The organism is Pseudomonas serboccidentalis, from assembly GCF_028830055.1.
Classification (GTDB): domain Bacteria; phylum Pseudomonadota; class Gammaproteobacteria; order Pseudomonadales; family Pseudomonadaceae; genus Aquipseudomonas; species Aquipseudomonas serboccidentalis.
Window position 1 is genome coordinate 5,849,816 of record NZ_CP101655.1, and the last position, 13,928, is coordinate 5,863,743.

The following is a 13,928-nucleotide window of genomic DNA, read 5'->3' on the forward strand; positions in this document are numbered from 1 at the left end:
TACAGTTTGTATGCGTCGGACTTTGCAGTTTAGAGTGTCTGGCCACACAACGATCCAGGAAGGATCCGCCATGCCTGACCACACTCCCGCCATCAAAATCGAACGCTTCAACGAATCGCACATCGACGGCGTTACCGCGCTGTACAACGACCCGGCCGTGACCCGGCAGGTGTTGCAGATGCCGTTTCAGTCCACGGAAGTCTGGCGCCAACGGCTAATGGCGGACAACGAGCGGGCGTTGAAGCTGGTGGCGCTGCATCAGGGGCAGGTGATCGGCAATCTGGGCCTGGAAGGCTACTCGCGGATTCGCCGCAGCCACGCCGGCAGCATCGGCATGGGCGTCGCCGTGGCGTGGCAGGGCAAGGGTGTCGGCTCGACGCTGCTGGCGGCGGCGCTGGATGTCGCCGACAACTGGATGAACCTGCACCGCGTCGAGCTCACGGTCTACGCCGACAATGAAGCGGCCATCGGTTTGTACCGCAAGTTCGGCTTCGAGGACGAAGGCCTGTTTCGCGACTATGCAGTGCGCGACGGGCAATGGGTCGACACCCTGAGCATGGCCCGCCTGCGCACGCGCGGCAAAACCTGACTCAGTCGTCTAAGGCGAACGCCACCGCCGACTGCGCATGCAGTTCGGTGGTGTCGAGCAGGGGCAGGGCGCTGTGTTCGGGTTTGACCAGCAGGCCGATTTCCGTGCAACCGAGGATGATCGCCTGGGCGCCGCGTGCGGTCAGCGATTCGATCACCCGTTGATAGATTTTGCGCGACTCGTCGCTGATTACCCCGACGCACAATTCGTCGTAGATGATCCGGTGCACGTCGTTGCGCTCGGCGGCGTCCGGCACCAGCACCGTCAAGCCCTTGGCCGTCAGGCGCTGCTTGAGAAAATCCTGCTCCATGGTGAACGCGGTGCCGAGCAGGCCGACCGTGTGCGCATCGATATCCAGCGCGGCCTGTGCTGCCGGTTCGGCGATGTGCAGAAACGGGAGGCTGATCGCTGCCTGAATCTGCTCCGCCACCTTGTGCATGGTGTTGGTACACAGCACCACGCATTGCGCCCCGCCGGCCTCCAGCTTGCGCGCCGCATCCACCAGAATCGCCGCCGCCTCGTCCCAGCGCCCGGCGTGCTGGGCCTGTTCCACCGGGCCGAAGTCGACGCTGTGCATCAGCAGTTGCGCCGAACGGAGCGGGCCAAGCCGATCGCGAATCTGTTGATTGATCAGACGATAGTATTCAGCGCTGGACTCCCAGCTCATGCCGCCGATCAGGCCGATGGTGCGCATTGAAACTCCTCAGGCAATGGCCCGGGCCGGAAAGTCGGGCTCCGGCTGAGTGTCCTTCGGTTCAAAGACGGATGCCAGCGCAAACCAACTGTACCGTTGATCCTTTTGCCAAGTGTCACGGTGCCGGCGTTCGAGGATTAACGTACGCCGGCGCCTCGATCTGTCACTATCGACTATCGCAGGCTCTCCCGAGGAACGTACCGATGAACGACGTACAACAACTGGGCGAAATGCTTCGTCACTATGCCGAGAGTGAAGCGCACAAGAAGCAACTGTTCGAAACGCAGTCGCAGGCGTGGGCCAGCCGGATCACCGAGCTGTTCGGCCATATTCAGCAATGGCTGGAGCCGGTGCAGGCGCCGAACCTGCTGGAGGTGAGCCGCGAGGCTTACGTCGCGTTCGGGCCGAGCACACCGGTGGAAACCTCGACCTTCAAGACCGAGAAACTGAGCATCGTGATTGCCGGCAAACCGGTGGAATTCGTGCCGGACGTGATGGGCAGCGCCGGGCAGATTTCCCTGGCGGTGATGGGCCTGACGGCGGCGCGCTATGGCAGCATTTCGCTGGTGGGGCTGCCGAGCGGCGAGTGGCAGTGGCGCAAGACCAACGGCTTGAAGGATCCCGACACGTTTGTGTTCGATGCGGACTTTTTGGCGCAGCAGCTGCAGAGCCTGATTCCCCGCGATCGCAACTAGATCCCGAAAACACCCTCAACCCTGTAGGAGCTGCCGCAGGCTGCGATCTTTTGATCTTGTTTTTAAAAAATCAAAGGCAAAAGATCGCAGCCTGCGGCAGCTCCTACAGGGGCCGTGGTGGTTCTACATGTCGAGGTTGATCCAGCCCGGTTTTGCCTCTTCCGGCGCCACCGCATTCACGGTTTTCCCGGTCGCCAGCTCCACGCGCCGCGCCACCTCCGGATCATCGGCAAACGGCACCATGCTCGCATCATCCAGGCTTTGCGCTGTTTGATGGCGCAGGCAGTATTCGACCGCCAACCACAGAAACACCACCCCCAGCACATTCAAGAAAAGTTCGAACATCATCAGCTCCCTGACTCAGGCGATCTGCGCTTGACTGCGCGCCAGCGCCACGTCGGCCACCCGCACCGTGCGCCAGACGTTGTAGGCCATCAGCAGCATGCCGCTGAGGAAGAACACCCCGCCGGCAAAGCGCACGATGAACCCCGGATGACTGGCCTGCAGTGCTTCGACGAACGAATAGGTCAGCGTGCCGTCCTCGTTGATCGCACGCCACATCAGGCCCTGGGTGATGCCGTTGACCCACATCGAAGCGATGTACAGCACCGTGCCGATGGTCGCCAGCCAGAAGTGCAGGTTGATCAGCGGCGTGCTGTACATCTGCTCGCGGCCAAAGACCTTCGGCACCATGTGATAGGTCGCGCCGAAGGTGATCATCGCCACCCAGCCCAACGCCCCGGCGTGGACGTGGCCGATGGTCCAGTCGGTGTAGTGGGAGAGGGCGTTGACGGTCTTGATCGCCATCATCGGGCCCTCGAAGGTCGACATGCCGTAGAACGCCAGTGACAGCACCAGAAAGCGCAGGATCGGGTCGGTGCGCAACTTATGCCAGGCGCCGGACAAGGTCATCATGCCGTTGATCATCCCGCCCCAGCTTGGTGCCAGCAGAATCAGTGACATTGCCATGCCGAGTGACTGTGCCCAGTCCGGCAGCGCGGTGTAGTGCAGGTGGTGCGGGCCGGCCCAGATGTACAGGGTGATCAGCGCCCAGAAGTGCACGATCGACAACCGGTACGAATACACCGGGCGGTTGACCTGTTTCGGCACGAAGTAATACATCATCCCGAGGAACCCGGTGGTCAGGAAGAACCCCACCGCGTTGTGCCCGTACCACCACTGCACCATGGCGTCAGTGGCCCCCGAATACACCGGATAGGACTTGAACCAGTCCACCGGGATCGACAGGTGATTGACCACGTGCAGCATGGCGATCACCAGAATGAACGCGCCAAAGAACCAATTGCCGACGTAGATGTGCTTGGTCTTGCGCTGCACCACGGTGGTGAAAAACACGATGGCGTAGGCGACCCAGACCACCGCCATCCACACCGCGCCGGAGAATTCGATTTCGGCGTATTCCTTGGTGGTGGTGTAGCCCATCGGCAGGGTGATCAGCATGATCACGATCACCGATTGCCAGCCCCAGAAGGTGAAGGCCGCGAGCTTGTCGGAGTACAGCCGCACCTGGCAGGTGCGCTGTACGGCGTAGTAGCTGGCGGCGAATTGCGCACTGCCGGCAAAGCCGAAAATCACCAGACTGGTGTGCAATGGCCGCAAGCGCCCGAAGGTGGTCCAGGGCAGGTCGAGGTTCATCTGCGGCCACACCAGTTGCGAGGCGATCCATACGCCCATCGCCATGCCGACGACACCCCAGAAAACTGTCGCGATAACGAATTGGCGGACGACCTTGTAGTTATAAGCTTGTCCGATTGTTGCTGTGCTCATGGTCAGTTCATCCACGGTTGCAAAGTCTTGCCAGGCCACCCTGGTCTGGCACGAGTTGCACTGTAGGAACACCGCCAGAAACAAAACAGGCTCAGGAATCCTTCATTTGTACGGATCAGATTGAAGTGCTGCCTGCGGCGTTCTGCCGCGCCCTGATACGGTTTTTATCGTTTCAGGTGAATCTGTAACGTGCTGCGCTGTTCCGCCATAGTGCTTTTAAAATCTGTAGGAGTGAGCCTGCTCGCGATTGCGGTGTGTCAGCCAACATCCCCGTTGCCTGACACACCGCAATCGCGAGCAGGCTCACTCCTACAGCAATTGCGCACAATTTCTGATGGGGTAGCCGCTGCATGTATCAATACGATGATTACGACCGGGCACTGGTGTTCGAGCGCGTTGCGCAATTCCGCGATCAGGTCGAGCGCTTCATGGCCGGGGAGTTGAGCGAAGAGGAGTTCCTGCCGTTGCGCCTGCAGAACGGTCTGTATATGCAAAAGCACGCGTACATGCTGCGGGTGGCAATTCCCTACGGCACCCTGAGCGCCGAACAGATGCGCACCCTGGCGAGCATCGCCGCCGACTACGATCGCGGCTACGGCCACTTCACCACCCGGCAGAACCTGCAATTCAACTGGATCGAACTGAGCGAAGTGCCGGACATTCTCGAGCGCCTGGCGCAGGTCAACATGCATGCGATCCAGACCTCCGGCAACTGCGTGCGCAACATCACTACCGAGGCGTTCGCCGGGGTCGCGGCGGACGAGATGATCGACCCGCGTCCGTTGGCGGAAATCCTCCGCCAGTGGTCGACGATCAACCCGGAATTCCTCTTTCTGCCGCGCAAATTCAAGATCGCCATCTGCTCGGCGAAGCAGGATCGCGCGGCGATCATGATGCATGACATCGGCCTCTATCTTTACCCCGGGCGCGACGGACAAATGCTGCTGCGGGTGATCGTCGGCGGCGGACTGGGGCGCACACCGATTCTGGGTCTGCAGATCCGCGAAGGGTTGCCGTGGCAGCATCTGTTGTCCTACGTCGAGGCGATCTTGCGGGTCTACAATCGCCATGGCCGGCGTGACAACAAGTACAAGGCGCGGATCAAGATTCTGGTCAAGGCGCTGGGCATCGAAGCGTTCGCCCGGGAAGTCGAAGAAGAATGGCAACACCTCAAGGACGGCCCGGCGCAGTTGACCGACGCTGAGTACGAACGGGTCGCCAGTGCGTTCGTGCCGCCGATCTACCACACCCTGGCCGACACCGATCTGGACTTCGGCACGCGTCTGGCCGAGAGCCCGGCGTTCGCCCGTTGGGTCGCGCGCAACGTGCAACCGCACAAGAAACCCGGTTACACCAGCGTGGTGCTGTCGACCAAACCGGGCCTGGCTGCGCCGCCGGGGGATGTCAGCGGGGTGCAGATGCTGGCCGTCGCCGACTGGTCGGAGCGCTTTGGCTTTGGCGAGATCCGCATTGCTCATGAGCAGAATATCGTCCTGCCCGATGTGCAAAAATCCGACCTGTACGCCCTCTGGCAACTGGCCTGTGAGCAGGATCTGGGCAGCGCCAACGTCGGCCTGCTGACCGACATCATCGCCTGCCCGGGCGGCGACTTCTGCGCGCTGGCCAACGCCAAGTCGATCCCGATCGCCCAGGCGATTCAGGCGCGTTTCGACAACCTCGATTACCTGCACGATCTGGGCGACATCAGCCTGAACATCTCCGGCTGCATGAATGCCTGCGGGCACCACCACATCGGCAATATCGGCATCCTCGGCGTCGATAAGAACGGCAGCGAGTGGTACCAGATCACCCTCGGTGGCGCCCAGGGCAAAAACAGCGCACTGGGCAAAGTCATCGGCCCGTCGTTCAGCGCCGCCGAAGTGCCGCAGGTGATCGAGCGGATCATCGGCACGTTCGTGCGTTACCGCGAAAGCGAGGAGCTGTTTGTCGACACCCTGGCGCGCATTGGCCTGGAACCGTTCAAGGAACGGGTCTACCCGAAAGCACTGGAGGGGACGGCATGAACAATCTGTTGCGGTTGGAGCAGGGCGTGGCGCGGCTGGTCGAGAACGATCCGTGGTCGCTCATTCGCGCGCCGGAGCAGGGCAGGCCGCAAGGATTGCTGATTCTGCCGCTGGCGCACTGGCTGCAATCGCCGTCGACCCACGCGGTGTGGCTGGGCCCGGACGATGAGGTCGAAAGCGTGGTGCCATGGCTGGCTTCGCTGCCGTTGATTGCCCTGGACTTCCCGAGCTTTCGCGACGGCCGCGCCTACAGCCAGGCGTATCTGCTGCGCAGCCGTTTTGGCTGGGCAGGCGAGTTACGCGCGATTGGCGATGTGTTGCGTGATCAACTCAGCCACATGCGCCAATGCGGGTTCGACAGCTTTGCAGTGCGTGAGGACAAATCGGCTGAGGATGCGCTCAAGGGTTTGGCGGGGATGAGCGTGCTGTACGGCCGCTCCGTCATTGAGCCGCGCCCACTGTTCCGCAGACGCTGAGCTATTCAATGCCTGACAAATAACTTTGTGGTGAGGGGGCTTGCCCCCGTTCGGCTGCGCAGCAGTCGCAATTCTGTGCATGCTGTCTGTCTGACCTGGCGCGACAGCCTTTGTGGGGGCCGCTTCGCTGCCCAACGGGGGCGAGCCCCCTCACCACAGTATTGCGCACCGGCGTTTCAATACAGGGGAAACCCTTACATCCCACGCCATCCCCGGATTTTCCCTTGGGTCGATGCTGGCCTTTTGGTAGAGTCCCCGACGCCAGCGGGTTTTCGGCTGGACGACGGAACGAAGAAGGGAGTCTGGGTAGTGAATGCGGGCAAAAAGATTTTGGGCCTCACGGCGATGCTGTTGATGCTGACGCTGTGGGCCAGTTACTTTTATGTGATCAAGGAAAACCGCGACGGCCAGTTGGGCGGCGCCGGCGAAAGCACCGCGTGGTGCGGCACGCCGCCGTCCACCGAAGCGGCGCTGTTGGGCAAGGATCAACTGACCTTGCGCGTGACCAACAACCTGCGCGGCGAGTTCATGCTCAGCGGCTCGCTGGTGGTGTCCGAACGCACCTTCAACCGCTACGACCTCGGTCGCAATGAACTGCGTCTGCGCCTGGAACCCTTGCAGTGGTCGTACGGCGTCACGCCGATCTTTCTGGAACAGGTCAAGGTCCAGCCCCTGAGTCGCAACCTCGCGTCGCCGACCAAGAGCGCTTACGCCGAACTCGAGCCACGGCCGATCGGAGTACAGGGCCAGGTCACCGAATTCCCCTTCGACACCTATCGCTACGGCTATAAACCGGTGCTGTATTACCTCAAGGGCAGCGAGCGCATCGACCTGCGCTTCAAGAACATCACCACGCTGATGGACATGTCCAACACCTTCACGCCGATCCAGAAGTACAACCGCGTCGAGTACATCAACGAGAAAAACTCGATGATCCGCGACGAGGACTACAAGGCCTACGGCCCGCACGAATGCGCATTCAGCGTCGAGCGCAAAGGCTCGTTCAAGGTCGTGGTGCTGTTGTTGCTGCTGGTGCTGTGCCTGCCGTTGCTGCATGTGTTCTATCGTGACGAACCGGGGGTCGACTTCCTCGCCACACTGGTCGTGATTGCCGTGGTGCGCGTGGTGCTGGTGGGCCCGGTGCAGGACTTCCAGCTGTACAACATCGACTTCCTGTTCGGTGCGGCGATCCTGCTGGTGGGCTCGGTGTCGCTGATCAAGGCGATGCGCGCCAACAGTCGGCGGGAGATGGCGTTGAAGAGCGGGGCGACATCGTCCTGGTGATACCCGGCGCTTGAGTTCAACACTGACCCTGTGAGCGAGCCTGCTCGCTCTCACAAGGGATCAACGACTTTCTGGACCGGCCAACGCCGCGCCAATAATCTCCGCTGAATTTGTCTCTGCGGATCGCAATTGCCGAAGTTTTAGCTATACCTGTAGCTCCCCCTATACAAAAGTGTTCGGCCTTCTGACAGGAGTTACAGCATGAAGCTTGCAGTGATGATGGGCACACTGTGTATTGCCACCCTTGGCGTGGTCGGTTGTTCCAGCAAAACCGTCGCTCCCGATGAGTATTCCGGCTTTCTCAAGGACTACAGTCAGCTCAAGGAGGCCAAGTCCCCATCCGGTGCCGAAGTGATGCGCTGGATCGATCCGAAGGTGGACATCAACAAATTCACCAGTGTCTACATCGAGCCGACTCAGCTCTATCCGAAACCACAAGCGACCGCGAAGATCTCCCAGCAAACCCTCAATGGCATCACCTCCTACTACGATCAGGCGCTCAAGCGTGAAATCGGCAAAGAATTGCCGTTGGCCACCGGCCCCGGCCCGGGTGTGATTGTGGTGCGTGCGGCGATCACCGCCGTGAGCAGCAAGACCGAAGGTCTGCATGGGTATGAAGTGATCCCGATTGCTCTGGTAGCTGCTGCGGTCAGCACCGCGAGCGGTATCCGCGATCAGGAAACCACTCTGGCCACCGAAGCGGTATTCCTCGATGGCGCGAGCAACAAGGTCGTGGCGCAAGTGGTGCGCAAAGGCACTGGCAAACCCTTGGAAAACGAAACGCAGGCAATGAAGGCAAGCGACGTCAAGCCAGTGATCGACGGCTGGGCCAATGACTTGATGCAGATGTATCGCAAGCTGAAGTCCGAATCCCGGTAGTCCGACGGGTCTTACAGCAAGTCCGGGGCGAACTGGATCGGCTCATCTTCGCATCGAGGTGTTTGGCCAGGGCCTTGACCGTGTGGGTCTTGGCCAGCCCCGGCAGGCTTTCCAGCAGCAAGTGCCCGTTGGCCAACAGGCCGAGGTGGATCTGCCGAATGACCCGAGCCTGGCCAGGTACCGCTTCGGCGATGCTGGCTTGCAGGGCGTTGAGATCGGTGAGAGCGGTCATGGGACAGCCCTTTGTTGGCCGGTCTAGAAAAACGCCAGGGTCAGGTTGACGGCGAAACCATTGCCTTCGGGGCGATTCCTGGTGTCGAACTCCGGCACCCAACGCGCGCTGATGTTGGCCTGGGCGTCGGCGAACTTGCCGGCCCAGCCGATCACCGGACCGGCGCCCACCGAGCGGCCACGGAAGCCATTCAGTGCGTCGGCGGTCTGGCCCTTGTCGTCGGTAACCTGCTGGATATAACCGGCCGCGAGACCTGCGCTCCAGCCATTGCCAAAACCGTGGGTCCACAACGCATCGAGGGTGAAGATGTTGCCGTTGCGATAATCCGTGGTGGTGTTTTCGGTATAGAACTCCAGACCGCTGGACAGGGTGAACTCGCCACCCTTGCCATCCAGGTGGGTGAAGGCCACGGTCGGCATGAATGTGTAGTTGTTCTGCCCCGGGTTGGCCAGGCGGTTCTCGTTGTAGGCACCGGTCGGCACGTAGATCGGCAGGGAAAACGCGATGTGATTCAGTTCATCGAAGTGGTAACCGGCGGCAATCGGCGTCACCAGTGCATCGGCAAACTGAGTGCCGGAATCGCCGGTGCCGAGGGTCCGCCCACGCGGGCCGGTGATGGCCGCGTCGATGTCGGTGTACTGCAGCGGAATGCCGATCGCCGAGGCGAAGTTCCACGGACCTTTGCCGGTGTCCCAGATGCGGGTCAGATTGGTCATGGTGTAGGAGACTTTCATGTCGATCCCGGCACTGATTTCACCGGAAATCGGCGCGCCACGATTGCCTTTCAGCGAGCCGTCGTACCAGATGCTCGTCACCGATACCACCCAGCCTGGCTCCGGCGGGATGATCCCGGCGTTGGAGTAGACCTGTTGCCCGGTGATCGGCCGGCCAATACCACCCTCGGTTGCGTAGAGTTGAGTACTGCCGATCATGCACAGCGCCAACAGCGAACGCACAACACAAGGCTTGACCATCAATGGCTCCGCTTATTGTTTTGAACTGACGGGGGTGAGCTGCGGCATCCTCCATTCGCCGTTGGTCACTTCCGGTTTGGGCAGATAGAGCCGCAAGATCCCGTAGAACGGCCCGTTCGGCGCCGGCAGCCAATTGGCCTGCTGGTCCTTGCCCGGGTTCTTGTGCTGCACATACAGGGTCAGACCGCCGTCGGCATCGAGCGTCAGCCCGGGCAGCATCCGCGAGTTGATCAGGTAGCGGTTGAGCGGGTTGGCTACCAGCAATTTGCTCTTGCCGTCGTACATCGTCAGCGACCAGAACGCATCGGCCGGGGGCAGGGCACCCTTGTCGAAATGCAGGGTGTAATCGTGTTTCGAGGCGTCGACCGGTTGCCCGTCCTTGTCAACGAAGTAGCCGATGTAGTTCGCCTCTTCGGCGGAGTTGCCGAAGATACCCATATTGGCCCCGGCGTAGCGGTACAGGTAGTTGCCCTTGAGGTGATCGCGGGTGCCGAACAGGTCACCGCTGCTGAGCTTGTGCGCGTCGACCTGGTCTTTCTTGAACGCGGCGAACTCGGCCTTGGCGTCGCTGATGCCGTCTTCCAGCGCCTTGCGTTGTTGGGCGCTGAGTTTGCCCGGATCAAAGGGCTGGCCGGCACCGATGCCGATTTTGGCGAAACGCGCGAGCAGGTCTTTCTCGACGTCCTGCGGCGGCGTGAAGGCGAGCAGGAAGTTCAGGTAACGGAACAGGTCCGGGGTCTCACTCATGGTCGGCGTGGGTTTCGGCCAACTGACTTTTGGTGCCGGTGCCGGGGCTTTCTGTTTCAGGTAATGGCTGAGGGGTTCGACCTTGTAGCCTTTCTGGATCTGCTTGACCTTGCCCAGATCCTTTTCATCGAACAGCTGCGTGCGGTACAGCGCGTAAGTGATGTTGCTTTCGCTGCGCAGCAGGCGATCGATATTCACCGGTTGCTGGCCCTGCCATTCCGGCCCGGCAATCATGAAATGGCCGCCATTGTTGCCGGTACTGCGGGTGCCCAGATAAGCGAAGTTCTGCGTGTAGGCGTCGATCAACTGCACCGAGTAGTAACGGTGTTCCTCGATCGGCGGCAGGGTCAGGATCAGCGGCTCGGCGCGCAGGTCCATCCAGACGAACGAGTAGGGCGTGTCGGCATTCGGCGTGACGAAGGCGGTGTCCTTGGCGGTGAAGGCCTTGGCAGTGTTGCCGATCTGGTTGAACGGCGCCTTGAAGTTCGGGCTCTTGCGGTCGACGGCCTGGATGTAGAGGGTCTTGTACATCTCCACCACCGGGAAGCCATACAGATAGGCCTCTTTGGCAATGCCCCGGGCTTCTTCAGGGCTGGCGCTGAAATCGGCCCAGGCGCTGCAGCTCAGAGTCAGGGCAAGGCTGGTCAGTAACAGATTGCGTGTGTGCATGGCGCTTCCTTGTCATTGTGCGAGCGTGATGTCGTCGAGTTTCCAGCTCTTGTCGAAATACGCTTCGGTCGGCGCGTACAGACGGAAATAACTGAACCAGTGTTTGCCCGGCAGGGTTTGCACCCAGTTGTTTTCAAAGCCCTTGGGCGCGGTCGGGCCGAAGTACAGATCCACTGAGCCGTCGGGGTTTTTCTTCAGGTCTTGACGCGAGGACAGGTCGGCCTTGCGCTGCGGGTTATCGATCAGACAGCGGCTGGCGATGTCGTAAACGGTCATTGACCAGAACTGTTTGGCCGGCGGGTTGGCGCCAACGTGCAAGCGATAATGCTTGCCGCCGTCGAGCCAGTCGCCCTTGGCGTCGGTGTAGGCGCCGAGATAGGTCTGGCCCAGCCCTGGTGTTTTGGAAACCATGCCCTTGGTGTTGGTGACCGCCTCGTAGAACCACGCGCTGCGTTCCCACAGCTGGTCGTAATAGGCCACGCGTTGTGACGGCTCGGCGATGTTCAGCACTGTGTCCCAATGCCGGTCGGGCCAGTACTGGGCGTCGGGGAAACGCTTGGCGAAGGTGTTGGCCTTGGCGATCAATTCGCCGACCTCGACCCCTTGCTCCAATGCCTTGCGTTGCCGGGTGTTGGGGTTGAAGGGTTTGTCCTTTTCGATGCCCAGACTGGCAAGCATCGCCATGTAGAAACGGTCACGTTCATTGACCGGTTCTTTCTGGATGATCTGGTGCAGGCGTTCCCAGTAGGCAATGCCCCCCGGCTGTGTGCCCGACCACGGCTTGCCTTGCGGCGAGAGCAGGCGGGTGTCGCCCGGATTACTGCGCTGGGCGTACGGGTACATCTTGAATTTCCCGACCAGCGCCTTGCCCTTGGCCGGGTCCGGATCGAGCACGCGCAAACCTACCAGCACATTCATGGTTTCCGATTTGGCCAGGTAGTACTGGCCGGCATCCGCCGGTGGTTCGGCACCCGGTGGCAGTACCAGGTATTTACCGCCCTGGCCCTTGTCGGGGCCGGTCTGGCCCATGTCGATGATCGCCCGCTGCCAGAAATCACCGATGCCGCCAGCGGTAGGCCCCGGTGGCAACTCGATCACCAGCGGCCCGGTTTCACCCAGATCGACGAACCCGAGAATGTAAGGGGTGGTGGCATTGGCGGTGATCACCCCGAGCTTGTCTTCGTAGCTGTTGAGGATCATCAGATCGCCGCTGCGTGCACCGAGCTTGTCGCGAAACGCTTCCTGCCACTGGGCGTAGGACACCAGCGGCAAGGCCCACAGATAACTCTGGGTCGCCTGCTGGAAATCCAGTTCGGCGTACAGTTTGGCAATCGAGTCATGGGTCGGCAGCTCGCCCTCCATGGCGATCTTGCCGATGCGTGTATCGAGGTCCTGGGCGCCGACACCACAACTGGCGAACAACGTCATCAGGCTGAAACCGGCGGCGCGAAGTGCAATGTGCATTGCAATATCCTTATTTTCCAAACGTCACGTTGATGCCCGTGTACAGGGTGAATTGCGGCAGACCGTCACCCTTGCGGTCCACAGCGGCTCGATGAAGGCGTTGAGGATGTGGCTGCCGGACTTCCAGACCTTGCCCACGCCCGGGCCGATGGGTATTGCTGTAGCCATTATGCGGATCGGGGCGGGGGCTGATCGGCACGGTGGCGCGCAGCAACACGTCGTTGGTGTGGGCGTTGGAGTCGTAGAGTCGGGGCGGGTACTTGTCCTGCAGGTTCGCACCGGGTGCGATATTGCTTTTATTGGAGTCTTCGGCGTTATTCGCCTGCGCGCACGTGGCGGCCAGCAAACCGGTCAGAAAAAGAGTCTTCCCCACTCGATTGAACGTCATCCCCGATTCTCTGGTGGCTCATAGACAACTCGGCACTTGGCGGCCGTTAGGGCGTAATCCCTTCCTTATCAAGAAGGTAGGACGCGCCCGATTGACGCTAGCAGCTAATGGGGCGTTAGCCAGTGGAATGAATTAATTCTTTGGTTCTGTGTAAGGCTTCGCAGGAAGTTGTGTACTGAAGCGTTAATGCCAAGACAACGCCCCTCTGTAGGAGCTGCCGCAGGCTGCGATCTTTTGATCTTGTTTTAGTCGATCAACATCAAAAGATCGCAGCCTGCGGCAGCTCCTACAGAGGATAGTGGGGTCAGGCGTTTTTCTTCGCCTGCTCGCGAATTCGCTCCTCCTGCGCACGCGCTTCCGGGGTGAACTCGGCACCGAAGTCCTCGGCGGAAAATATCTGTCGAATCTCGATTTCTGCCTCGGTGCCCGGCATCGGGTTCGGGCAGCGCTTGACCCACTCGATGGCTTCTTCCTTCGACTTCACTTCCCAGATCCAGTAACCGGCCACCAGCTCCTTGGTCTCGATGAACGGGCCGTCGATGACCGTGCGTTTATCTCCGGAAAACCGCACGCGCGCGCCTTTGCTGCTGGGGTGCAGGCCGTCGGCGTCGATGAGGATGCCGGCCTTGACCAGTTCTTCGTTGAAATTGCCCATGGCGGTGATCAGCTCTTCGCTGGGCATGATGCCGGCTTCGGAGTCGGCGCTGGCTTTGACAAGGATCATGAATCGCATGGTGGTTGCTCCAGGGAATGGGGTGGATTCATGGTTTAGTCGAACGGGCCGCGCATGAATCGACAGGTCTTCTAAATAAAGATGCAGACCTGCGCTTTAACCAGCATCAACCCTTACGAGATGTGTCCGCCATGGGAACATGCTGCAACTATTTGTAGGCGTGAGCCTGCTCGCGATGGCGGTGTATCAGGCAACAATCAGGCGACTGACTTGACGCAATCGCGAGCAGGCTCACTCCTACAGGGGGAACGACGGCGGCTTTGTATACAATTCTCTGTTCGCTCCCCTGACA

13 protein-coding genes and 2 pseudogenes are annotated in these 13,928 nt (G+C 60.6%); 6 read left to right on the plus strand and 9 right to left on the minus strand.

Features of this window, described 5'->3' with window-relative positions; translation table 11 throughout:
* Positions 1-70: 70 nt before the first annotated feature.
* Positions 71-589 carry a GNAT family N-acetyltransferase gene (locus tag NN484_RS26650; RefSeq protein WP_274658322.1) on the plus strand — a complete coding sequence of 173 codons (519 nt, stop codon included), beginning with the start codon at positions 71-73 and terminating at the stop codon, positions 587-589.
* Between the two features lies 1 nt (position 590).
* Here the strand turns inward: NN484_RS26650 and NN484_RS26655 are convergent, their stop codons facing one another.
* The gene (locus NN484_RS26655; RefSeq protein ID WP_274658323.1) at positions 591-1,283 is read right to left on the minus strand and encodes an aspartate/glutamate racemase family protein; all 693 of its coding nucleotides are present in this window, start codon (positions 1,281-1,283) and stop codon (positions 591-593) included.
* Between the two features lie 203 nt (positions 1,284-1,486).
* Between NN484_RS26655 and NN484_RS26660 the strand changes: the two genes are divergently transcribed.
* Entirely contained in the window at positions 1,487-1,978 is a 492-nt protein-coding gene (locus tag NN484_RS26660) for a hypothetical protein (RefSeq protein WP_215500265.1), read from the plus strand.
* Positions 1,979-2,101: 123 nt separating this feature from the next.
* Here NN484_RS26660 and NN484_RS26665 read toward each other — a convergent pair whose 3' ends face one another.
* Together NN484_RS26665 and ccoN are read right to left on the minus strand one after the other, a co-directional pair.
* Entirely contained in the window at positions 2,102-2,323 is a 222-nt protein-coding gene (locus tag NN484_RS26665; protein WP_127646983.1) for a cbb3-type cytochrome c oxidase subunit 3, read from the minus strand.
* A gap of 15 nt (positions 2,324-2,338) precedes the next feature.
* Positions 2,339-3,766: a cytochrome-c oxidase, cbb3-type subunit I gene (gene ccoN / locus NN484_RS26670; RefSeq protein WP_127646985.1), complete on the minus strand. Its 1,428-nt coding sequence runs from the start codon at positions 3,764-3,766 to the stop codon at positions 2,339-2,341.
* Between the two features lie 350 nt (positions 3,767-4,116).
* Between ccoN and NN484_RS26675 the strand changes: the two genes are divergently transcribed.
* The 4 genes from NN484_RS26675 to NN484_RS26690 all read left to right on the plus strand — a co-directional run bounded on the left by NN484_RS26675 (position 4,117) and on the right by NN484_RS26690 (position 8,429).
* Complete coding sequence (locus NN484_RS26675) at positions 4,117-5,790, plus strand: nitrite/sulfite reductase (protein WP_215500264.1); 1,674 nt, start codon at positions 4,117-4,119, stop codon at positions 5,788-5,790.
* Entirely contained in the window at positions 5,787-6,266 is a 480-nt protein-coding gene (locus NN484_RS26680) for a DUF934 domain-containing protein (protein ID WP_274658324.1), read from the plus strand. The genes NN484_RS26675 and NN484_RS26680 overlap by 4 nt, the downstream gene beginning before the upstream one ends.
* A gap of 309 nt (positions 6,267-6,575) precedes the next feature.
* Complete coding sequence (locus NN484_RS26685; RefSeq protein WP_274658325.1) at positions 6,576-7,550, plus strand: hypothetical protein; 975 nt, start codon at positions 6,576-6,578, stop codon at positions 7,548-7,550.
* Positions 7,551-7,751: 201 nt separating this feature from the next.
* Entirely contained in the window at positions 7,752-8,429 is a 678-nt protein-coding gene (locus NN484_RS26690; protein WP_127646995.1) for a DUF3313 domain-containing protein, read from the plus strand.
* A gap of 14 nt (positions 8,430-8,443) precedes the next feature.
* Here NN484_RS26690 and NN484_RS26695 read toward each other — a convergent pair.
* The 6 genes and pseudogenes from NN484_RS26695 to NN484_RS26720 all read right to left on the minus strand — a co-directional run.
* A pseudogene (locus tag NN484_RS26695) lies at positions 8,444-8,661 on the minus strand (AAA family ATPase); the annotation flags it as partial.
* A gap of 23 nt (positions 8,662-8,684) precedes the next feature.
* A complete protein-coding gene (locus NN484_RS26700) occupies positions 8,685-9,635 on the minus strand; it encodes a SphA family protein (RefSeq protein ID WP_274658326.1) in 951 nt (316 codons plus the stop codon).
* A 12-nt stretch (positions 9,636-9,647) separates the two neighbouring features.
* Positions 9,648-11,051 carry a DUF1254 domain-containing protein gene (locus tag NN484_RS26705; protein WP_274658327.1) on the minus strand — a complete coding sequence of 468 codons (1,404 nt, stop codon included), beginning with the start codon at positions 11,049-11,051 and terminating at the stop codon, positions 9,648-9,650.
* 12 nt (positions 11,052-11,063) lie between these two features.
* Complete coding sequence (locus tag NN484_RS26710; protein ID WP_274658328.1) at positions 11,064-12,515, minus strand: DUF1254 domain-containing protein; 1,452 nt, start codon at positions 12,513-12,515, stop codon at positions 11,064-11,066.
* Between the two features lie 10 nt (positions 12,516-12,525).
* Positions 12,526-12,903, minus strand: a pseudogene (locus NN484_RS26715) (hypothetical protein).
* A gap of 304 nt (positions 12,904-13,207) precedes the next feature.
* On the minus strand, positions 13,208-13,636 hold the full coding sequence (locus NN484_RS26720; RefSeq protein ID WP_127647003.1) for a YciI family protein: 429 nt from the start codon (positions 13,634-13,636) through the stop codon (positions 13,208-13,210).
* Positions 13,637-13,928 lie beyond the last annotated feature (292 nt).